We start from the raw sequence: 22,651 nt of genomic DNA, 5'->3' as shown, positions 1-22,651 counted from the left end.
GTAAGGCCGTCGTAAAGCAGTCTGTCCCATCTCATGAGTTCCCAACCAGACGGTTCCCTCCCGTTATCGAGGCATGAGATACACACTCGGGTGAGGGTTGAGTGTGTAACTAAGGTGGTACCGCGACTCCCGTTCGTCCTTAGGACAATGGGATTTTTTGTTTTCTAAACAGTGTGCACGGTATGACCTATTTTTCATCAGATAACCTTCGGGAATCTTGGAGTGGAAAGGCAGGAAAAACGGATGTCCAAAAAAATTGTTGTGGTAGGACCGGGAAATATTGCACATGCTATTGTTTCAAGATGGCTACGCGTCGCACATGCTGATATCTATGTATTAGCCCGTTCCAAGACATATTTAACTAAAGGTTGGAGTGCTGAAGAACAAAAGGTTGTGACATTTGATCCGCAAGTGGTTATTGATGCCGATTTAGTCGTCTTGGCCGTGAAACCTAAGGATATGATCGCGACCATTGCTCAATTGAAACCCTTTATTTCTCCATCCACAACCGTGTTGTCGGTCGCTGCAGGCATTGCCATTGCCCAAATTCGCCAATTATTGCCGGACCAAGGTATTGTTCGCACCATGCCAAACATCTGTTCAGAAATCGGCACCTCAGTAACTGGCATTAGTTTCGATCAGGTATCCGAAGAGCGTAAAGAATGGATTTTATCACTTTTGAATTTATTAGGGCATGTTGTGGAAATGCCCGAACACCTGTTAAATCCCATGACGGCCTTGTATGGAAGTGGCCCGGCTTACGTCTACGTATTCTTACAATCCATTATTCAGGCTGCGGAAGATCTTGGAATCCCTGCCGATCAAGCCCGTGAACTGGCTGCGTACATGGTACAAGGTGCTTCACAATTAGCCTTAGTGGACAGCAATAAAAGTTTGCAACAATTGGTAGAACAAGTTGTTTCTCCAGGTGGAACAACAGAAGCCATGTTGAAAGTTCTGGATCAATCCGGGTGGCAGGATATCATGCATCAAGCCCTCAAAGCGGCCGGCGAGAGAGCCACCCAATTGGGCAGCATCCCTACCCGTGCTTAGACTTGACTCGTAATGGCCGTTGCCAAGGCACCTTGCAATCCCGAATCCTTTCCGAGTTTCGCCAAATTTATGGAAACAGCTTGAAACAAATCTTTCATACTATAGTCCGCCGTAAATGTTTTGATGGTGTCCAACCAGTTAGGTTGGTTCACCACTACACCTCCCCCAAGGATTAAAGCTTGAGGATTAAAAAGATTCACGAGATATGACAATCCTAATCCCAAATATTTCCCGGCCTCAAAAAGAATGGATTGACAGGTCTCATCACCTTGTCGTGCTCCCTCAAATACGGCGGACGTATTTATTACCGAAAGACTTTTCAGATATGGGCTGTGGTTGGCTTGTTCTAATGCAGCCTTTTGTATAGCTGTTCCCGAAGCTAATGTTTCCAGGCAACCATGACGGCCGCAACGGCATAACGGACCATCAGGTTTCAAAATAATATGGCCGAGTTCCCCTGCGTTGCCTTGAATTCCAGCATAACGAGATCCATTAGCTACGATACCAGCACCAATTCCCGTCGACACGGTAACGTAAACAAAATGCTGTAGACCCTGTCCTGCCCCAAAAAGCCATTCACCAATAGCTGCTGCGGTCGCATCATTTTCTACCGCGGTGGGACGTCCCGTGCGAAGTGTTAATCCAGCTTGTAAATCTAGACCTTCCCAGGAGGGCAAATTCGCTGTTTTTAACAACTTTCCGCCATCGAGGGGCCCAGGCGACCCGACTCCCACACAGGATATCGATTCTAACGAAATATGTGCTCGATGACACAGCTGTTGAATTTCCTCGGCAATGGCATCTAATGCATCACTACCCGAATGCAAATCTGCTGTTACTAGGCGACTTTCAAATAAAATTTTCCCTGTCTCGGTTCCAATGCCTATCGCAATTTTGGTGCCGCCAATATCGACACCCGCAAAATATGCCAACAGGAAACCTCCTTAATTAAGCAACCAAAAACGGCTGCATAACGACGTTGCGTATTCTTAAAGTGTGAACTGCTTCCAAGGTCTGATTATTTCATCATCTATAATGGGGCAAGTTGCCAATCCCTGCAAGGACTACTAAAATGATTAAAAGATGAACAGCCTACATACCGAGCCCATTGTCTTCACAAGTTCAGGCACACATCGCAACACCACTAATAAAGGAGCGTTGTCATGACCCCCACGGAGTTAGATTTATTATCCATTAACACAATTCGAACTTTAGCAATCGATGCCGTTGAAAAGGCCAAATCTGGCCATCCCGGTTTACCTATGGGTGCTGCGCCCATGGCTTATGTTTTATGGACAAAATTTCTTAAACATAATCCCCACAATCCGCAATGGTTAAACCGTGATCGATTTATTTTGTCGGCCGGGCACGGTTCCATGTTACTGTATGCTCTCCTGCATTTAACCGGATATGACTTGTCTTTGGACGAGCTGAAGCATTTTCGCCAATTAGGATCAAAAACACCTGGCCATCCTGAATATGGTCACACCCCAGGGGTTGAAACCACTACCGGACCGTTAGGACAAGGATTTGCCACAGGTGTCGGAATGGCGATGGCCGAACGGTATTTAGCAGCCCGTTATAATCGCCCAGACTTTCCTATCATAGACCACTATACTTATGCCATTGTATCTGACGGCGACTTGATGGAAGGCATCAGTTCAGAAGCTGGATCTCTAGCTGGCCACTTAAAATTGAACAAATTAATCTACTTGTACGATGATAACCATATTTCTATTGAAGGCAGTACGGATATTGCTTTCTCCGAGAATGTGTTAGAACGCTTTGATGCCTACGGTTGGTACACTGATCGCGTTGAAGACGGTACTGATGTTAACGCTATCGAACAAGCCATTAAGCGCGCCCAACAACAAGATCGTCCGTCTTTAATTGCTGTACGAACCCACATTGGTTACGGCAGTCCCCACAAGCAAGACAAAGCTTCAGCTCACGGCTCACCTCTTGGTGAAGACGAAGTTAAACTCACTAAGGAAGCCTATGGTTGGCCAGAAGACAAGACATTTTATATTCCTGATGAAGCTTTGAAACATTTCCGCGAAGCCGTGCCCAAGGGCGAACAAGAAGAAGCTCGGTGGAACCAACTGTTTTCCGCCTATCAAGAACGTTTTCCGGAATTAGCTCGCGAGTTAACGCAAGCGTTTGATCATATTCTTCCTGAAAATATTTTTGAAGATTTGCCCTCTTTCAATCCGGGTGAAATGATTGAAACCCGCGCAGCATCTGGAAAAGTTATTAATGCAATTGCACCTCATTTTCCCAACTTAATCGGAGGCTCAGCAGACCTCGGCCCCTCGAACAACACCACGATTAAAGATGGTGGCGATTTCTCGGCGGAAAATCCTAGCGGCCGTAATTTACACTTCGGTGTGCGCGAACATGCGATGGGCGCCGCATTAAACGGTATGTCACTGCATGGCGGATTACGCGTGTATGGAGGAACCTTCTTAATCTTTAGCGATTACATGAAACCGGCGATACGGTTGTCCAGTCTTATGCATCAGCCAGTCATTTATATTTTGACCCATGATTCTATCGGGTTAGGAGAAGACGGTCCTACCCACCAGCCTATCGAGCAATTAGCGGCCTTACGGGCCATGCCCAATATTCTGGTTATTCGTCCCGCGGATGCCAATGAAACCAAAGAAGCATGGAAAGTCGCATTAACCACGACGGATAAACCCATTGCCTTGGCACTCACACGCCAAAAAGTTGCCACGCTGCCTGCAGACAAAACCGCCTCATTACGACAGGGCGGATATATCTTAGCAGAAAACTCGCCCCATCCCGAACTTATTCTTATGGCCACGGGTTCCGAAGTGGGCATTGCTTATGCCGCCTATGAAAAACTCGCTCAAGAAGGCGTCTCAGTTCGCGTTGTCAGTTTACCCTCATGGGAATTATTTGCTACCCAGTCCAAAGATTATCAGGACCATGTTTTACCACCTCATGTTACCAAACGCATCGCCATTGAAGCCGCGTCTGCCTTTGGTTGGGAACGTTTTGTGGGCGCAGAGGGCAAAATTATTGCCATGACAACTTTCGGGGCATCCGGCAAAATTGAGGACCTTATGGAGCACTTCGGCTTTACCACACAACACATTGTCGACGAAGCGCATCAGTTACTGCACCGTTAAACTAAGGGGGATGGTTATGACCACAGCAATTCATCGTCTCAACGAGTTGGGACAAAGTATATGGTATGACAACATTCGGCGCGGCATAATTGATTCCGGAGAACTAGCCCATCTCATCGCTCAAGGAATATCGGGCGTGACCTCTAACCCAACGATTTTTGAAAAGGCCATTAATGGGTCCAACGATTATGATGATGCCTTAAGAAAATTGGTGGCAGAACGCAAATCCCTCCAGGAAATTTATGACACTCTCGTGCTCGAAGATATTGCCCGGGGAGCCGATTTATTACGACCGGTTTATGAAAGGACCCATGGTGTCGATGGTTATATTAGCGTGGAAGTCCCGCCGACAATGGCCCAAGACACTGATAAAACTATCGAAGAAGCGCGGCGCCTCTTTCACACATTGGCACGGCCCAATGTGATGATTAAGGTTCCGGCAACTCCCGAAGGAATTCCTGCTATCCGACAATTGTTGTCTGAAGGCATCAATATCAATGTGACCCTGATTTTTAGTCTTGATGCTTATGAAAAAGTCATGGATGCCTATTTAGCCGGACTGGAAGATCGTTTAGCTCAAGGTCAACCGATTGATCGTATTGCATCTGTGGCCAGCTTTTTTGTTAGTCGGGTCGATACTTTAGTCGATCGTTTAATAAAGGAAAAGGGATTACCGGAATCCTTATTGGGGAAAGCAGCCGTCGCCAATGCGAAACTGGCCTATGAATTATTCTTACAATACTTCAATAGTTCCCGCTTTGAGGCCTTAAAGCAGCACGGGGCCATGGTTCAAAGGCCATTATGGGCATCCACCAGTACCAAAAATCCTGCCTATCCCGATTTATTATATGTTGACACGTTAATCGGGCCGGACACGGTTAATACCTTACCCCCACAAACAGTTTCGGCTGTTCTCGATCATGTTAAAGTTGCGCGCACTGTCGATAAAGATCTTGATGAAGCTCATCGCGTTATTCGGGAACTCGAGTCCCACGGCATATCGATGAAAGCTGTCACTGACCAACTTTTGCAAGAAGGTGTCGACAGCTTCTCCGCCTCATTTGTTACCCTATTTCAAGGTCTTCGCCGCAAGCGGGCTGAAATTACCGGGGAAACTGAACCATTTGATTGGAATCAAGACATTCTTCGGGCGACGGCTTCGGAAAGCGTGTCCCATCTGAATCAAGAAAAAGCTGTGCAACGGGTATGGCAGCACGATGCTTCCTTATGGAAATCAGAACCGGAGCATCAGGCCATTATAAAGAATGCGTTGGGATGGCTCTTAGTCCCAGAAGCCGTAGCCAAAGACGCCAAGAATCTCAAAGCATTTGCTCAACAGTTAATCGATGAAGGTTATACCGACGTTGTTGTGCTTGGAATGGGCGGAAGCAGTTTAATCTCCGATGTGCTCCGGCACATCTTCCCAGCCCCAGCCCCCTATTTAAAATTGCAGATTCTCGATTCGACCAACCCAGACGCTGTGCTTGCTTTGAAAAACAACTTACCATTGGCCACAACCGTCTTTATTGTTGCCAGTAAGTCAGGCACGACCACTGAACCTCAGGAATATTTCCGTTACTTCTGGGAAGCCGTCAGCGAGGTCAGCAGCAAACCGGGAGAACATTTCATTGCCATTACCGATCCGGGTACGGCTCTCGTATCCGAAGCCGAACACTATCAGTTTCGTAAAATCTTTCTCAATCCCGCAGATATTGGCGGACGCTATTCAGCCTTATCGTGGTTTGGCATGGTTCCTGCCGCCTTATCTGGCGTCGATATCGATGCCCTCTTGTTAAATGCGCAGGAGATGCAGCAAATGTGTAAGGTGGACGACGTCGTAGAAAATCCTGGCGCACTCTTAGGCGCTTTGATGGGCTCGTTTGCTAACAACGGGCGGGACAAAATGACCCTGCTCATGCCCAAAGCACTCAGTGCTTTCTCTGACTGGATTGAACAATTACTTGCCGAGTCCACCGGTAAAGAAGGCAAAGGCCTATTACCTATTGCACACGAACCGTGGTTACCCGTTGAAGACTATTCGTCAGACCGGTTGTTTATTGCTTATCAATTTGATAGCGAACCGGATAACGAATTAATGGACCACGTTAATGAGCTACGCAAGTATGGTCATCCTGTTATTATTTTGCCTATGGCTAACCGCATTTCCTTGGGCGGTGAATTATTTAGATGGGAATTTGCCACGGCCATTGCCGGGTCAGTCCTAGGAATTGACGCGTTTGATCAACCCAATGTCCAGGAAAGCAAGGATAATACCAAACGGGTTCTTAAGCAGTTTGAGACCGAAAAAGTGTTACCAGCTGTGACAGAACTTGGCCAACTTGACCAAATGCACTGGTCTGCTGCGAATTTGTCAACGACGCAATCATCACTCGGTGATGTACTCAAATCGCTATTAAATACCCATCACGACGGCGATTACGTTGCCATCATGGCTTATGTCAATCCCACCGAAGAAAATTGGTCGCAGTTACAGGAAGTACGCGCAATTATTGGTCGACATTGGAAGCTTCCTACAACGTTGGGATTCGGTCCCCGCTTTCTCCATAGCACGGGACAACTTCATAAAGGCGGGAACGACCATGGTCTCTTTATCCAACTCGTTGCGATGAAAGGTGAACAAGTGTTGATTCCTGGGGAACCTTTTGATTTCCTCACCTTAATGCAGGCGCAAGCCATTGGAGACTATGAAGCGCTCCAGACTCATGGAAGACGGGTTGTCCGCATTTTGATTGATGGGGAATTGTCTGCAGGATTGGCACAACTCGCCGAATTTCTTCAAACCATTAGCGTAAAGTGAGGCGATGAATATGAAAATCGGCATGATTGGATTGGGACGGATGGGTGGAAATATGGTAAAGCGGTTATTGCTAGGCGGCCACAAAGTGGTCGCCTACGACCGCAATCCTGAAGCCGTCAAGGAGTTACAGGAACAAAATGATGTCCAAGGCGCTGCGTCAATTCCTGAACTGGTTCAGTTATTAGAACCGCGGCGCGTCGTATGGATGATGGTGCCAGCGGGTGATCCCACAGAGCAGACCCTCGAAACATTACTCAGTCTCTTATCTCCTGGCGACATTATTATTGACGGGGGAAATTCCAATTTCCGCGATTCGATGCGGCGCGCCAAACTCTGTCGCGCCCAGCAAATTGAATTCATTGATTCCGGAACCAGTGGCGGGATTTGGGGACTGGCTAACGGCTATTGCCTTATGGTCGGCGGAGAAGATGACGCGGTCCACTATTGCGAGCCGGTGTTTAAAACATTAGCTCCCGAAAATGGCTATCTTCACACGGGACCCGTTGGTTCGGGCCATTTTGTTAAGATGGTTCATAACGGCATAGAATACGGCTTGTTGCAAGCGTACGGAGAAGGATTCGAAATTCTAAAGGAAAGCCAGTTTCCTTTAGATCTTCCCGCTATCGCCGCTTTGTGGAATCACGGTAGTGTCGTGCGCTCGTGGCTTTTGGAACTGCTCGAACAGGCTTATGCTCAAAATCCTGATTTAAAGAATATCCGCGGTTATATTGAAGATTCCGGGGAAGGCCGATGGACGGTGGAAGAAGCCATCAATGAGAACGTTCCGGCTCCTGTCATTACCGCCTCATTGTATGCCCGGTTTGCATCACGACAAGAAGAATCCTATGGTGCCAAAGTCATCGCCGCTTTACGAAACGCCTTTGGTGGTCATCCTGTAAAAACCGAATAATTTCGCGCGCGAAAGGATTGAATGCCCTCATGACCGATGCTCACAATGTGACAAATCCGCTACGCGAAGGGCTCGTAGAAAGCCGTCGTCCCCAACCTTTCACCATGATTATTTTTGGTGCAGCAGGTGATTTAGCTCATCGCAAATTATTTCCGGCTCTGTATAATCTCATGGTCGACCATTGGCTCCCGCATCAGGTCAATGTTGTAGGATTTTCTCGACAACCCTTTGAGGATGATGCCTTTCGTGCTGAAGTGGAACAATCTATCAAACAATTTTCTCGGCAGCCCCTTGACCCAAATATTTTTCAACACTTTGCAAAAGGCATGCACTATATTACCGCTAATTTCAACGATCCGGAAGCCTATGTCGAGTTGCGCAATGTCTTAAATCACTTGAATGAGGAACAGCATTTACCAGGAAATTATCTCTTTTATTTAGCCACCCCACCGGCATTTTACCCGATTATTGCGGAACAAATTGGTCGAGTGGGTCTTAATGTCTCGCCCAGTCCCAACGGATGGGTCCGGATTATCGTTGAAAAGCCTTTTGGCCATGATCTTGCCTCCGCTTTAGAACTGAATGCGCAACTGCACAAAGTCTTCGAGGAAAAACAAATTTTCCGTATTGACCATTATCTCGGAAAAGAGACCGTGCAAAATATCTTAGTCTTTCGATTTGCCAATGGAATATTCGAGCCCCTATGGAATCGCCAATATATTGACCACGTACAAATTACCGTGGCGGAATCACTCGGCATTGAAGGACGTGGAACGTATTATGACACAGCAGGAGCCCTACGAGACATTGTCCAAAATCACATGATGCAACTCTTAGCCATGATTGCCATGGAACCGCCCGTGGCGTTTGAGGCCGATGCCGTCCGTGATGAAAAAGTCAAAGTTTTGCGGGCCATTCGGCCCCTATCCACCCGGGATATAGCTATGCACACCGTTAGGGCCCAATATGACGAAGGCTATATTGAAGGAATCAAAGTGCCTGGATTCTTAGATGAACCGGATATTCCTTCTGATAGCCGGACCGAAACCTATATTGCCATGCGCCTTCTCATCGATAATTGGCGGTGGGCCGGAGTCCCCTTCTATTTACGCACCGGCAAACGTCTCGCCAAACGGGCCACGGAAATTGCCATTCAGTTCAAAAAGGCTCCGCACCGGTTCTTTAGTCAAACCGCTACACCCGATTTAGAACCCAACTTACTCACCTTAAAAATTCAACCCGACGAAGGCATTGCACTCCGCTTTGGCGCTAAAGTGCCAGGACCGATAGTACGCATTCGCACCGTCAACATGGATTTTCTTTACGGAACATCGTTTGCCGATCAGGCTCCGGAAGCCTATGAGCGTTTGTTGTTAGATGCGATGATTGGGGATTCCACGTTGTTCACCCGAAAAGATGAAGTCGAAGCCGCGTGGACCCTCGTCAATTCGATTCTTAACGGCTGGGCCCGTGCTAAAGGTCCGATCCCGACCTATGAGGCGGGTACATGGGGGCCTCCCGAGGCCGACGAATTGATCGCGCGCGACGGATTTCGTTGGCGTCGACCGTAAAATTTTCAATGTGGGGGAATTCTTGTGGAGAGTCAAACACTGCACTGGGATCATCCAAATATCAAAGGGCCTGAGCTTTTAGAACTGTTGCGGACTTCTGTCCCGCAGTCATTGGGAGGCGTAATTCCGGTGACAGCGACCGTTCTGACCTTAGGACTCTATGTGAAGGGAATCCCAACAACGGACTGGATCGGCTTTGCCGGAAAAATAGCCCGGGTACATCCTGCGCGTGTTTTAATTATTAATCCCCTATCTGCGGACGGAGATGAAACTTCTACCCAAGTAGACGCTCAGATTTCCGCGACCATTACGTACCGCAGGCCCAATGACCCGCCCATTTTATTTTCGGAGTGTGTGCAAATGAATCTGAAAGGAGGCTTAGCCAACCACTGGATTGATTTGGTTCAGTCTTTGATCAAATCCGATCTCCCAGCCTATCTCTTGTGGCTCGGCGTTCCTCCCCTACCCGGATTTCGTTGGGATCTTTTGAGTACCGGGTTTACGCATTTGGTCATCGATACAGAACAGACGGGTCTCGGTCCATGGAAAACAGCGATTCTCACAGGAAAACCGTTGGGCATGCTAGTGGATGACCTTTATTGGCAACGCCTGGGCTTATGGCGTGCCCATTGGGCTAACTTAACAGATTATCCCGAAGGGCTATGGACCCTGACGCATCCTGATAAAATCGTGATTGAGTGGCCAATATCCAAGGCTACAGGCTGGCGGTTATTAGTGGGATGGCTTATGGACCGGTTGCACTGGCAGGTTGTCGATGTTGAACCCTCTTATATGACTGTAACAACCGAGCAGGGAAATATTGTGCCGATCGAAATCCACAACGCCGATGATCCTGCATTTTCCTTTTATCATGGCCCATATATCTTATCCTCGCAAGAAATCGAGGATGAACTGCAATCAAAACTTCACCAGGGGTCGGATGTGTTATATGAGATGGTCGATCCCTGTAATCTTGCCGATCCGGTTACCGACGTGGTCAAGTTACTCAACCGCGGTCACGACCAATTATTCGATCAAGCCTTGACAGCGTTAATTCTAAATGAGCGGGTATAGACTATTTCTATCATGTGCACGCCATAATGCTAACGTATAATTTGTTAAAGGGAGATTATATGACGATGTCACGAGGCCAAATCCATATTTCCTCTTCTCTTGAGGAGGTTGTTGCCAATCTTACGGGTTGGCTCATAGAAGAAGCACATCATGCCATTTTAGATCACGGGCGTTTTCGTCTTGCCCTATCAGGAGGCAGCACGCCTAAAGCGCTCTATTCCTATCTCGCCCAGGAATCGTATCAAAATCAAATCGATTGGTCACGGACAGAAATCTTCTTTAGTGATGAGCGCGACGTTCCTCCGACTCATCCGGATAGTAATTACCAAATGGCTAATAAGGCTTTATTAGCCCATCTAAAAACGCCCCCGTGGGCTGTTCACCGCTGGTATACGGAATATTCTCCACCTTTGGCTTTAGCCGATTATAGGACTCACCTCACAGAAAATGGCACTACATCCTATCCCCCATCATTGGATGTGATCTTGCTCGGACTAGGACCAGAAGGACACACGGCTTCATTGTTTCCCGACCAACCTGTCCTTCTAAGCCATGATATTGTCGCTCATGTTTTTGTACCTAGCCACCAATCCTGGCGTTATACCTTTACCCTTCCGCTTATTAATCAAGCACACCGGGTAGCGTTTTTAGTAACAGGAGAAAGCAAACAGGCGATTATTTCCAATCTATTTTTAGAACACGGTGATGTCCCCGCGGCACACGTAAAGCCTGTGCATGGTGAACTGCACTGGTTTCTTGATAAGGCTAGTGCTAAAGCGATATCTAAGTCTTAAACAGACAGGGTTTTCCGTGACGCGATCCTTGAAATTAGCACTTTGGGCCTACAAAATTTTTTTCGGGAACAAAGAGCGTGTATAGCGAAGGCGTCGTTCATATTCTTGGTCGTCTGGCACCACAGCCCAACGCACCATGGCGAGGTTGTTCGCTATCAATGGAGAAAAGGGAACTGGAACCGATTGCAGCATTTTTCGCGACTCTATAAAACGAAGAAATGACTCTACCCAATTATTCTTGGGTCGTAGAGAAATTTGGATCGTTCGTCGATCAATATGATCGAAGTGCATAAGTCACCGCCTTAACTATAGACTCCCGCAATTCTTTAGCCCACATTTGCATCCGAAACACATTTTTCATTACATCCTCTCACATTACATTATAGGCTGATGGCTTTAATAGTGATGAGATGAAATCACGAAGGCCAATAGCCGCCTTTCTCACTCTAGAAAGTGAAAACCCGAGCCATTGCCTTGACTTGTTCCCTCACATTGTGACTCACGCAGACGACTGGACTGGGGCATGGAACAAGGGCTGAGGTTTTCTGAGGACGCTCAAGTTGACGGCTTTAAATCATATCCATTATTCATGGTAAAAAAGTGGGCAGGAATTCTCCCGAAAAATTCTGATATTCTTCAAGTGCCGCAATTTCCACGGTGCGGCGCGATTTTAAAGGGGGGTCAGATGTGAAACAATGGTGGAACACCTGGACAAAAAAACTCTTCGCCAAATTGAGGGATCCAAAAGGAAATGTCTTTATCGAAAATGGCATTTGGAGTATCATCGTGTGATTAACGTTATCGGGGCACAACAAATCTACCAGTTAACAGAAGTGCTTGAGATTAAGGGAGCAACGCGGCGGGGCCAACCACCAGATGAAAATCCGTTAGTCATCGAGCCCCTTCCCCCAGTGTCATTGAATGCCACAATAGCCCAATGGGTTGCATGACGTGCATTAGGTAGATATGCCATTACATCGACCGATCTTCATGCGTTTAGGCTAGAAAGCCTTTCGGGGATCTCACCCCCAAACGCCATGGTCTCCGAGAGAGGGGCAACGTAACAACAGGCATTACCCCCTATCCTTCCTGCTTGCTTAACTTAGCATGTCCGGCTTTCGCCCACCGGGGCGTTTTGAGAAACGCATGATCCCACAACAGGTGCTCGGGGTGACGCACACGAGCCCACATGCGATTAATCAACAAGGAACTCTCCATCAGTCGCATAAAAACGTCTGAAATCCAGTTGTTTTGGGTGAATTCTGGGTGACTCCACTGGTCTCGGAGCCTAAAATAATGAGAAATGCTGTCCTGTTCACTCTCAGACAAAAGCTCACGCCGATATGCCCAATCGCGCAAATGTCCCTTAGACCGGGGAAAGGGATTTCCATTCACAAAAATCTTAAGGTTCTCGGCTTTATGGGAATATTTTTTCAAAAGTTTGTGTGCATTATTCCACAATATGTTGTATGTCGTGGGGCTTTGGTCAAATTCTTGAAATGCCACCCGTTGCCCTGTTCGCGTCGTCAATTCCAATGTAACTGGTGACGTTAAGGATTCAAGAAAGAGATATTTTAGGCTCGTTTCCAAGGCCATGACTGCATGATGTTGAGACATGGCAAAGAATTCCCAATCCAAATATCCGTAAACATAAAGTTTGACAGCGCGATTGAAAACAGACCAGATTGATTGCGGGACGAATTGCAACAGTCGAAGGTGCTGAATGTCATCAAACAAGTCTTCTACGGTCACGGGCATACTGTCACCGTCTCTGAAACGCCCAACGGCGCGCACCTCAGAGCACGGAGAAACATTCGAAGGATATGACGGGATAGACCACTCGCGCCATCCAAACTCGGCCCACTGGCGTAATTCTTCTGTTCTCCAGTCGCGAACTAAAACTTTCGCCTTATGGTTTAATAAATCCGTAACATCCTTGACAAGCCAACCAACTAGTGCCCCGTCAAATTTCTGGTGAACATTATACACACTAAAAGTCCAGACCAAATAAGCGAAATTGGGGCCACTGGTCCCCAAAAAATTCTCACCCCCTTCAACGAGCACATGGTCTATCCATTCGGGCAATGGGGCCCATTCGACCTCCCACCGAGAATGCTTCTGTCCCAACTCAAACCACAATACCCGTTTCTCGCCAAATTTTGCTATATGCAAACGGGCTGGTGTGTGTTGTCCCACGACCCACCGCAATGCCAGATCATCTTCCCACGACTCCAGATTGCGGCTAGCTTGCGGCAGTTTCATTACCTGCTCGCGATATGTGGTAAGTGCCAATATTAGCGCGTCCCACGAGTCCTTACTTCCTAATGAGGCCATGTGACATAGCTCCTACCCCACGAAAAGTCCATTGCACTGTCAAATGATTTTTTCGTCACCACGATGCGTAATTCCTGCTAGCACGCTTGCGGTTGAGGACAAATCATTCGACATGATCCGTCTTGGGGTGGATTGATGGCCTGTTACGGGACGAATTGTTTTATGTCTGCCGGGGCAAGGGGGCGTGGGGGCAACGATCAGCCGATCAGCGTCTCGTCCGCATCTCGTTTGACCCAGGCTTTCATCGCAATGGGGGTCTCCATGCACTCCACCGCTCCCTTGTGACCGGTGTGGCAACGGGTCTTTGATGCCGTCCAAGATATTCGGCGCAGTGGATCTGCCGCCTGAGATTTGGCGTGGGTGGCGTGTGGGAGACTGGATGGCTACTGAGAAGCAACGTTGAGGATCGGATTCCCCCGTCTGTTTTAATGAGATGGCACGATGTTTGAACTGGCCATTTACGTTTGTCGTGGTATTATGAGTCATGCAATTCCTGTTTATCAAAACCGTGTGGAACGGAAGGCACTAGCTGGGGTTGCCGGAGTGCAACCCCCTCAGTCAGGCAGGGAGTCAGTTTTGTGTTTAAGATGGAGGTGTCGTTCCTGCACTGGGGTCCGGGAACCATTTGGCTTGATAGTGTGACAAAATCTCGTAGTAAATCAAAAAGGAGTTAAGAACTCAATGCGTTCTGAATTTCAAAGACCCCGTGGCACCCAAGACATTCTGCCGCCCACATCCTACCGGATGGAACAGATCCGGCGTATTGCCATTGATACGGCGGCTAAATTTGGTTATGACCTCATTGAAACCCCGATATTTGAACAAACCCCGGTTTTTCTGCGCGTGGGAGAATCCACCGACATTGTCCAGCACGAACGGTATTCGTTTACCGATGCCGGGGGTATCGATCTCACGTTGCGCCCGGAGGGAACGGCGGCGATTGCCAGAGCTTACGTCGAACACGGCATGTTTAATCAACCCCAGCCGGTCAGGATGTGCTATTACGGCCCGATGTTTCGGCGGGAACGGCCCCAGGCGCTGCGTTACCGGCAGCACACGCAGTTCGGGGCAGAACTTTATGGTTCGAGCCAACCGGAAGCCGATGCCGAAGTCATTTTGTTGGCCTGTGACGTCGTCGAGCAAGTCGGCTTAAAAAATCCTCTCATCCGGCTCAATTCGATTGGTTGTTCCCAGTGCCGCCCTGCTTACCGGCAGCGTTTGATTGCGTATTATCAAGGACGGCAAACAGAACTCTGTGAAGATTGTCAAACACGCATTCACACGAATCCTTTGCGCCTTCTCGATTGCAAAATTGATGTAGCGATTAGGCAAGAAGCCCCGGATATTCAAGATTATTGGTGTGAAGACTGCCGTACGCATTATCAGCAGTTGACCCGGTTGTTAACCGAAGCGGGGCGTCAGGTCATTCGCGATCCCTTCTTAGTTCGGGGATTAGACTATTATACCCGGACCGTTTTCGAAATTGGTCATCCCTCTTTAGGCAACCAAACCGCTTTATTTGGCGGCGGACGGTATGATGGGTTAGCCACCACCCTAGATGGCCCCGAAGTGACCCCGGCTGTGGGATTTGGTATGGGAATTGAACGCATATTATCTGCGGTGGAAGAGCAGTTTCCGCTGCCAGCCAAGCGCTCTGTCTATGTGGCGCATCTTCCGGGATTTGAGGAGGCCGCATTTGTTTTGGCGGAAAACCTCCGGCGGCAAGGACTGAGTGCGGAACCAGATTTGTTGCGCCGCAGTCTCAAAGCCCAATTACGGGATGCGAACCGTCGCAGCACGGTGGTTGTAATTGTCGGTGGCAGAGAATGGGAACAAGGACAAATCGCGGTAAAGCGTCTTGGGGAAAGTGAACAACTGACGCTACATCAAGATCAGTTGAGCGAGTTTTTGCGCCAAGAATTAACCCAAAACCCATGAACAAGAATGTTTATGTTGGGCCGCACACATTATGTTGCGGCTCAGCTTGGGGTTTATCCGAGTTAGCGTTGGGATAACGGAATGAAAGGTGAGGAACGCTGTTAGCAGGAAAAACCACAACCTATCGCGATGCCATGCTCGCCTGTGCCGATCTACACGTGGCCCGTGATCACGCCATCCAACAAGGTCATCAGGTCATAGCGGATGCCTTGTCTCATCGCATCGAAGGCGCCCTGCGCGAGAAACGGCGACAAGTGACGTTATTGGCTCCCCACATCGCCCAAGATCCTGCTGTTCTTGGTGGGACTCCCGTGCTTTTGAACACCCGATTACCCGCGTGGATCATTCTGGCACGTCTGGCTGCTGGCGAAACGCTGGCCAACATCCAACAAGATTTTCCTTATGTAACGCAAAATGATATTCGTGATGTGTTGCAAGTGGCAGCGAATGTCTTGCGAGGGGATGATGTGTGAAATTACTGCCGCATGCCAATTTTGCATGGAACGGATGGTTCGTTCTAGGCCAGTTGGTAATCACCACCGAGAGAGATCTTGGGGAAGATATATACCGAGTGATTCCATATCTATGATCCCTCTGTCCGAGTGTGTTCAGTAAATCCCGCAATCGTTGATACCCCTATGTATCCCCGATAGGCGAGCCATGGGAACCCTTTTGGGAATCCCCCGGAGCGGACACGGTGGTCCCCCCGGCCCGGAACGTGATCGCCACGGTCCATCCCGCATCTGGCGATGGGGTGACGGTCACATGATCGAGGAGTTCCACCACCACATCGCGTCGCACATCAAAGGGCACGGCCTGCCAATCGGTGCCCCAGGTGTCCCGTAATCGGGCCGCCATCGCCGCCCAGGTTTCCGTGGGATCTGGAGGCGCGGGAGCATCCGCCAACCCCGTCCAGTGAGCTTCTTCCTGTTTGAGCGCGTGAAGTTCCTGTTCGGCGTCCGCCGCCTCAATCAAGCCTTGGCGGACAAAGTGCAAAATTTGTCGGCGTGCCCGAGCAATGCGCCGTCGTTCTCGGGCAATCTGGTCGGGCGAGGGAATCGCAGGATCGGGGCGTGCAGAGGTCAGGTGCGAGGGCCATTGGGTGGGGTCTCCCAAGATTTGGGCGACCGCTGACCACACGGCCTCGTCCAAATCACGCCCCGAGACCCACGGGAGCGTGCAGGCTGGTTCCACGGCCTCCCCAAATTTCCGGGGATAGCGATGAGGGCAAAAATAGTAGGGATACGTACTATGCCGATAGGTTCGCATATTGGTACTGAGCGCGTGGCCGCACAACCCACACACGGCGAGCCGGCGCAAGAGCATAGGAAACGTTTGTCGCCCTTTCCAAAATTTTTGGTAGCGTTGTCGCACTGCCCGGGCTTCCAACCAGGTCGCCTGATCGACTAAGGGGGGCACATCCAGCGCAATCCACTCGTCCGATCCCGTATCCTGGCGGGAGTGCGGAGCATCATACCGATGGACATACGCAACCCCCATATACGCCGGATTGCGCAAAATTTTGCTTACGGTATCGCGCCACCACACGCGTCCGCGAGGGGGCGGAATGTGTCGGTCGGCTAAAATCTGGGCAATCTGCCCCGTGCTCCGATGCTCTTCAACGGCCAGTCGATAAATTTCTTGCACGACCGGGGCCGTAACCGGGTCTGGAGTAAGCGTCTTGGTCTCTTTATCATACTGATAGCCATACCGTTGCATGCCCGCCACCAGGTGCCCTTGCTCCGCTTTGGCAATCCAACCCCGGCGGGCCCGTTCGCGAATTTTTTCGCGTTCAAACTCAGCAATGGCCCCCCGCAACGAATAAAACAAGCGTCCTTCCGGGGTATCCTGCCAGGCAAAGTTCACAAATTCGAGGGTCACGCCCGCCCGTTCAAATTCTTCGGTCAGCACTAATTGATGCACCAGTTTGCGGGACAAGCGATCTGGATCAAGAATCACAATCCGGGACACCTGCCCGGCGGCCACGGCAGCTCGGAGGGCCATCAATTGGGGACGGTCCAGGTCGGCTCCGCTTTCCCCCCCGTCCACGAATTCCTGCACCGGTTCCGTGACCGACCCCAGATGGTGGCGACACGCCGCCACTTGCGCAGCCAAACTCGCCCCATGTTGAGCTTGTTCTTCGGTGCTAACCCGAGCATAAATGGCAATCATGAGGACACCTGGCGGGACGATGACGGGGCAGCCGGAGCCGGAGTCTGCCGCAGATGATCGTGCCACGCGGCAGCCACTCGTTCCCGCGCCCATTGAATCCGTTGCGTGTCGGGGGCATTCGTCCAGACAATGTGCATGGCTTGACGCATAAACCTATTCCTCCTGTGATCAGGGATTGGCCACGCAGAACGTGGCGAGTGGAATGCTTCACGAGAGATCGTTGGCGTCCGGCATCCAGGCGGTGGCGAGAATCTCCCACAAGGCTTCGGGGGCCATCGGGGTCTGCACCCGAACCACATCCCGCCCGTCTCCCGCGCGAAAGATGGCATCCCCTTTGCCCAGCAAGTTTTCGGCCCCGGGTTCATCCAAAATGACTTGCGACGCGGACGTGCTGGCCACAGACAAGGCACATCGCGCGGGCAAGTTGGCCTTGAGCGTCGACGAAATCGTTTCGGCCAAGGGGTGTTGGGTCGCAATCCACAGAAACAACCCCGCTCCCCGTGCCTTTTGCCCCAACCGGCCAATATTGCGTTCCAAGTCTTTGAGCGTGTCTTTGTCCAATTGGTCTTTAAGATCTTTGTACTCATCCACCACGAGCAATCGATACGGCAAGGTGCGATGTCCCTGTCGCCGGGCTTCGGCTAAATCACTCACACCCCAGTCCCGAAATTGCACGTACCGGCGTTCTTGTTCTTCAGCCCAATCGCCCACCAGCCCCACCACTTGGTCGGGAGTGGTCAACGTCGCATCGACATGGGGCACCGTGTCGGCCCACGGAAACTGCGATCCCGCCTTGGGGTCCACCAACGTCAGGCGTAAATCGCGAGGAGGCACGGTCAGCATGAGACTGGCTAACCAGGCAACGAGGGCGGTAGTTTTGCCGCCCCCCGTCATGCCCCCCACCAGTAAATGCGGCCATGTGGCCGCATCACTCCACACCACCTGGCCATCGGGCGTCACCCCGATACACACGGGCAATGCCATCTCGATCAAGTGGTCTCGCACCTTCCGAGGGGTGCGAGCACACGCCGTCACCACATCCACGAACCGTCGATCCGGGCGGGGGCGTTCAATGGCGATGACCCCGGGTTTCCCCGTGACATAATGGGTGCGTAACGGGACGTGTCCATGCCCCAATTGTCCGGCCAAATCCGAGGCCACCGCCGGACTTAAGACCCGGGCGGCTAAGGTGGGGGTAGGACGCACTTCCACGACATCCAGGGCCAGCCCCCGTTGCCCCCCAACCGCCACGGTATCGGGAATGCCCAATTGGGCCAGTACCTGTACCACTTCCTCGGCCCGACGAGAGGGTAAAGGCCCTGCCAAGACGGGGAGCGTGCGTCGTGCAATCGGACGCAATACGCGCCACGGCAAGCCTTCGGCTCCCCACCGCGCATCCTCGGGCACATCCCCATCATCGGAAGGCGCAGGCGGGACTCTCGATGCCATGGTGTTCGAGAGGCCCCGCCCGTCTCCCCCAAGAATCCGAGGATGCACGACTCCTTCCGCATTGACCACCCAGTCTCCGGGAATGCCTGCGTGGTGGAGCGCGATTTCCGCCCATTGCGTCGCCCACTGCACCCAGGCCTGCATGGTGGAAGCGTCGAATCCTTGAGGCCATGATGGGTGAATCCCCTGAGCATCCGTAATCACCGTCATGCGCCGGAGAGGGGCCCCATCGGGCCCGGTCATCCAGATGGCATCTCCGAGGCTTTGGGCAAACCCGGCATCGAGCACCCGGGCCGCCGCCCGGTAAAGGGAATCTCCCGATGGCCCATCCCCCGTGCGGCCCCGCCACGTTTGTTGATACCGCCGAAGGACATCGGTGATGCCGGCGGGATGATGCTGGAGCAGAGCCCACGTCATGACAGGCCATCGCCAAACCATCCAATCGCCCCACGTCTGCCAAGACCGTACCGGACGTGGGGTGTGATAGAGCCACGCCACCGTGCCTGCCAAGATCCAGAGACCCAGCACGCCGGTCAGCGTGGCTAACCCAATGCCTTCGATGGAAGCCCACACCCCCTGACCCCTCCACGGCATCCCGGATAGGCTTGGCTGCCCGGGTTTCGATGGAGAGGGGGCGTGCAAGGGAGACCATAACGCCTGCCACGCCGCGGCTCCGTGCCACGGGATGGCAGGCACCCAATGATGGGATGCCAAAAGGGTCCACGCCACGAGGAGCATGACTCCAAAAATAATCCACGCCCAAATCATGGAATCCCTCCTTGTTCTACCCACAAAAAAAGCCTCTCGGTGTCCTCCCCAAATGACGCGGGACACCGAGAGGGGTTGTGCATATGCTTCTCATCGAGGACATCATATTCCATGCGAATCGCCAAGGCGTGGGGGCGCGCCCCATTTCTCGCAACCGCAAGCCATGCCCCCCCACGCTGAGGAGAGCCATCCGCGCGGGGGGCAGACCGGTGTATACTCTTTATGACATGAAAAATGTCCGGTGGCCGGACATTCCGCAGAACAGAATCAGGACTTGTTTCCGATTGAACCATTGCACTAAGGAGGGATGGGATGTTACCAACCGTTGTCCAAGTCTATGCGATTCACAATACGTTAATTGTTCAGTTTGATGACGGGAAGATCGTGCAATGGGATGCCGGGCCTCTGCGGAAATTGGGAGGGGTCTTTGCTCGGCTTCGGGATGACGCGATATTTTTCAATGAATTAACGGTCCTCAATGGAACGGTCGCGTGGAGCCGAGATTTCGATCCCGAACACTGTCTAGATCTGGATCCCCTCCGCATTTATTACGCAGGACAAGATATTACGGCCATAGCTTCTGATTAACGGGGATCACCGTACCATGCTCCGATGCACACGGCGCCAATGCCACCCCGCCAGAACCAGCGCAAACAGCGTGCTTCCTCGCACAATCCAGGGCGTCCAATGCAAGAAGCCCAGCCCCACGATGCTTAACCAGGGTACGCCCCCGATGCCCATCATCAAGGGCACACTACACACTCCCACCCCGCAGGTCGTCCCTAAGAGGGTCAAGACTCCCGTCGTGGACGTAGTAGGCCCTATCCACGTCCATCGGGAAGGTCGCACCCATGCGGTTCCCCGAGGAATTGGCAAAACCAGCCACGCCCCGCCATTCAGCAGGCCCACCATCCCCCAACGCATCAAATGGCCCCACGGCCAGGAACCCTGCATGATCTGGTGTCCCCACCACCACCCGATCACCCCGCACCCCAGCAATCCGGTCCCTATCGCAATGCGCCACGCTCGGGGCGGAATTCGTTGTAGCAGGAACATGGGCATCACCCCCTGTAAGCGAAAGTCCCAACCCATTCATCAACTTACAACACATCCGGTGTCTGATTGACAAACCGTTGAACCGCATCGGCGTAATGCCGGTGATGAATGTCGTCCGCGTCTCCAATGAGGTTCACCGTTCGCACGGCATCCGCATCATGATGTCCCGGAATCACCATATCCACGAGAACACATCCTGATGGCGGGGTGCCACACGCGGCTTCGATAGCCCGGCGGGTCAACGCCAATGTATGCCACGGCAATCGGTGAGCATCAACGCTCCAGAGCACACGAGGCATCACGGATCATCCTTTCTTTGGGTATCTCGGGGATTGTTGCTTCCCCGTGGGATCCTTCCTAATCAAATCCCGCCAGACAAGTGACCTCATCTGGCGGGTCCAATCGGATTCCCGAGAAAACTGCTAAATCCTACGGTAGGGCGTGCGTTACCCGTCACCTGGATACCTCGTCACCCGATACCTGTCATGCGGGAGGGATCGACCTGATCGAGTCGAGCGAAAGTCTCCTGTACGCCGGAGACGATGCGAAGGGAATCGAGACTGGGCCAAGGGCAACCCCTGGCCCTGGGGACTGGCTCTCCGCCCACAAAACCCAGGCTCCAGGGCCCGGGGCTCCCAGGGGATTAGGAATCCCCCTCGTCATCCCCCGCCATATATTTTGAGGCTGCGGGGAAATCCACCACAATTTGCTCATTCGCTTGATCAATCCGTCGAGACAGCCGGGTCACTCGCCGTTCTAACCGTTCGGCCTCCCGTTGATACCACGTGGGATCATATTGTGCCACCTCAAGCAAATCCGTGGCATCACGCAGGAGATGGCGGGTCATCGCCCGGGTCACTCGGGGGCGTTTGCCCAAATCTTTGTATTCGCTAATGGTTTGTCGCCAATCTTTTGCCAATTGAATGGCTTCCAACAAGGACAATGCTTGGCCATCCCATTGGAGCACGTGGGCGAGATTCGCTGCCGCCATCACCCGATCCAACTGGCGAAAATCCTCGCGGGCTTTCGCAATGCGCGTGGTGTACTCATCCACCGAGATATCGGGAGCATTGGGCGTTTCCCCCTTGGCCACCACCACGACCGCCGCCCGGTCCCGGGCTCCGACTAGATCCCGAATCCGTTGTTGGATCACAGCCCGCAAAGGCACGGCATCTGCTAAGGTTAATCGCATCATCCCATCATCTCCTTTCGGATGGTCGTCACGGGAAGGGTATTTGAGAGGCTTCCTATCCATTATATCCCGGAAGCCCGTTTTGTCCGGATCCTTACGCGATTACTCAGCATCACCCCCCACGTCCGGAGCCAAGGTTCTCCATTCCGTTCCGCAGTTTCGACATCGCCACTGTCGCCACTGGTTGATGTGCCCCAACAACACCGGGGACCCCGAACACACGGGACAGAATTCGGCTCCGCACGATAGACATTGCCACCGTCGATACCCTGCGGTTTCATGCACCACGACCATTTCTGTCCCACACACAGGACAAGGATGCGGGATCTCCATCGAGACAGGTCACCTCCCAGTGTTTGTCAGAAAC

At 51.5% G+C, this 22,651-nt stretch carries 19 protein-coding genes; 11 read left to right on the top strand and 8 right to left on the bottom strand.

Annotation, left to right across the window (positions count from 1 at the left end):
• The first annotated feature begins 243 nt into the window (after window positions 1-243).
• A complete protein-coding gene (gene proC / locus AOA63_RS03645; protein ID WP_053958453.1) occupies window positions 244-1,053 on the top strand; it encodes a pyrroline-5-carboxylate reductase in 810 nt (269 codons plus the stop codon).
• Here the strand turns inward: proC and AOA63_RS03640 are convergent.
• A complete protein-coding gene (locus AOA63_RS03640) occupies window positions 1,050-1,985 on the bottom strand; it encodes an ROK family protein (RefSeq protein WP_053958452.1) in 936 nt (311 codons plus the stop codon). The genes proC and AOA63_RS03640 overlap by 4 nt on opposite strands.
• A gap of 231 nt (window positions 1,986-2,216) precedes the next feature.
• On the opposite strand from AOA63_RS03640, the gene tkt reads away from it, so the two are divergent.
• The 7 genes from tkt to AOA63_RS19670 all read left to right on the top strand — a co-directional run bounded on the left by tkt (window position 2,217) and on the right by AOA63_RS19670 (window position 12,325).
• Window positions 2,217-4,208 carry a transketolase gene (gene tkt, locus AOA63_RS03635; protein ID WP_053958451.1) on the top strand — a complete coding sequence of 664 codons (1,992 nt, stop codon included), beginning with the start codon at window positions 2,217-2,219 and terminating at the stop codon, window positions 4,206-4,208.
• Window positions 4,209-4,224: 16 nt separating this feature from the next.
• Window positions 4,225-7,026: a bifunctional transaldolase/phosoglucose isomerase gene (locus AOA63_RS03630; RefSeq protein WP_053958450.1), complete on the top strand. Its 2,802-nt coding sequence runs from the start codon at window positions 4,225-4,227 to the stop codon at window positions 7,024-7,026.
• A 10-nt stretch (window positions 7,027-7,036) separates the two neighbouring features.
• Window positions 7,037-7,936 carry a phosphogluconate dehydrogenase (NAD(+)-dependent, decarboxylating) gene (gnd, locus tag AOA63_RS03625; RefSeq protein ID WP_053958449.1) on the top strand — a complete coding sequence of 300 codons (900 nt, stop codon included), beginning with the start codon at window positions 7,037-7,039 and terminating at the stop codon, window positions 7,934-7,936.
• A 47-nt stretch (window positions 7,937-7,983) separates the two neighbouring features.
• Window positions 7,984-9,507: a glucose-6-phosphate dehydrogenase gene (zwf, locus tag AOA63_RS03620; RefSeq protein ID WP_242848266.1), complete on the top strand. Its 1,524-nt coding sequence runs from the start codon at window positions 7,984-7,986 to the stop codon at window positions 9,505-9,507.
• A gap of 24 nt (window positions 9,508-9,531) precedes the next feature.
• Complete coding sequence (locus AOA63_RS03615) at window positions 9,532-10,581, top strand: glucose-6-phosphate dehydrogenase assembly protein OpcA (RefSeq protein WP_053958447.1); 1,050 nt, start codon at window positions 9,532-9,534, stop codon at window positions 10,579-10,581.
• 59 nt (window positions 10,582-10,640) lie between these two features.
• Complete coding sequence (gene pgl / locus AOA63_RS03610) at window positions 10,641-11,375, top strand: 6-phosphogluconolactonase (RefSeq protein ID WP_171822603.1); 735 nt, start codon at window positions 10,641-10,643, stop codon at window positions 11,373-11,375.
• A 773-nt stretch (window positions 11,376-12,148) separates the two neighbouring features.
• Window positions 12,149-12,325: a hypothetical protein gene (locus AOA63_RS19670; RefSeq protein WP_206742807.1), complete on the top strand. Its 177-nt coding sequence runs from the start codon at window positions 12,149-12,151 to the stop codon at window positions 12,323-12,325.
• 130 nt (window positions 12,326-12,455) lie between these two features.
• On the opposite strand, the gene AOA63_RS03595 is transcribed toward AOA63_RS19670, so the two are convergent.
• Window positions 12,456-13,709 carry a hypothetical protein gene (locus AOA63_RS03595; protein ID WP_053958443.1) on the bottom strand — a complete coding sequence of 418 codons (1,254 nt, stop codon included), beginning with the start codon at window positions 13,707-13,709 and terminating at the stop codon, window positions 12,456-12,458.
• Window positions 13,710-14,390: 681 nt separating this feature from the next.
• Between AOA63_RS03595 and hisS the strand changes: the two genes are divergently transcribed.
• Window positions 14,391-15,647, top strand: a complete 1,257-nt coding sequence (gene hisS, locus AOA63_RS03590) for a histidine--tRNA ligase (RefSeq protein ID WP_053958442.1) — start codon at window positions 14,391-14,393, stop codon at window positions 15,645-15,647.
• Window positions 15,648-15,805: 158 nt separating this feature from the next.
• The gene (locus AOA63_RS03585; RefSeq protein ID WP_171822602.1) at window positions 15,806-16,120 is read left to right on the top strand and encodes a DUF433 domain-containing protein; all 315 of its coding nucleotides are present in this window, start codon (window positions 15,806-15,808) and stop codon (window positions 16,118-16,120) included.
• A gap of 163 nt (window positions 16,121-16,283) precedes the next feature.
• On the opposite strand, the gene AOA63_RS03580 is transcribed toward AOA63_RS03585, so the two are convergent.
• From AOA63_RS03580 to AOA63_RS03575, 3 genes are read right to left on the bottom strand one after another with little or no spacing between them, the layout of a single operon-like run.
• On the bottom strand, window positions 16,284-17,819 hold the full coding sequence (locus AOA63_RS03580; protein ID WP_053958440.1) for a recombinase family protein: 1,536 nt from the start codon (window positions 17,817-17,819) through the stop codon (window positions 16,284-16,286).
• Window positions 17,816-17,968, bottom strand: coding sequence for a hypothetical protein (locus tag AOA63_RS19665; RefSeq protein ID WP_171822601.1), 153 nt, complete (start codon window positions 17,966-17,968; stop codon window positions 17,816-17,818). Before AOA63_RS19665 ends, AOA63_RS03580 begins: the two co-directional genes overlap by 4 nt.
• A 58-nt stretch (window positions 17,969-18,026) precedes the next feature.
• Complete coding sequence (locus tag AOA63_RS03575; protein ID WP_053958439.1) at window positions 18,027-20,036, bottom strand: FtsK/SpoIIIE domain-containing protein; 2,010 nt, start codon at window positions 20,034-20,036, stop codon at window positions 18,027-18,029.
• Between the two features lie 312 nt (window positions 20,037-20,348).
• Between AOA63_RS03575 and AOA63_RS03565 the strand changes: the two genes are divergently transcribed.
• Window positions 20,349-20,624 (top strand): DUF2442 domain-containing protein, encoded by a 276-nt coding sequence (locus AOA63_RS03565; protein WP_053958437.1) that lies wholly within the window; start codon window positions 20,349-20,351, stop codon window positions 20,622-20,624.
• Window positions 20,625-20,630: 6 nt separating this feature from the next.
• Here the strand turns inward: AOA63_RS03565 and AOA63_RS03560 are convergent, their stop codons facing one another.
• From AOA63_RS03560 to AOA63_RS03550, 3 genes are all read right to left on the bottom strand, one after another.
• Window positions 20,631-21,092, bottom strand: a complete 462-nt coding sequence (locus AOA63_RS03560; protein ID WP_053958436.1) for a hypothetical protein — start codon at window positions 21,090-21,092, stop codon at window positions 20,631-20,633.
• Between the two features lie 44 nt (window positions 21,093-21,136).
• A complete protein-coding gene (locus AOA63_RS03555) occupies window positions 21,137-21,391 on the bottom strand; it encodes a hypothetical protein (RefSeq protein ID WP_053958435.1) in 255 nt (84 codons plus the stop codon).
• A 344-nt stretch (window positions 21,392-21,735) separates the two neighbouring features.
• Window positions 21,736-22,287 (bottom strand): hypothetical protein, encoded by a 552-nt coding sequence (locus AOA63_RS03550; RefSeq protein WP_242848265.1) that lies wholly within the window; start codon window positions 22,285-22,287, stop codon window positions 21,736-21,738.
• Between the last annotated feature and the right edge of the window lie 364 nt (window positions 22,288-22,651).

Source organism: Sulfobacillus thermosulfidooxidans (assembly GCF_001280565.1).
In the GTDB taxonomy this organism is placed as follows: domain Bacteria; phylum Bacillota; class Sulfobacillia; order Sulfobacillales; family Sulfobacillaceae; genus Sulfobacillus; species Sulfobacillus thermosulfidooxidans_A.
The sequence above is the reverse complement of the archived record's forward strand: the minus strand, read 5'-3'. Positions and strand labels throughout refer to the sequence as shown.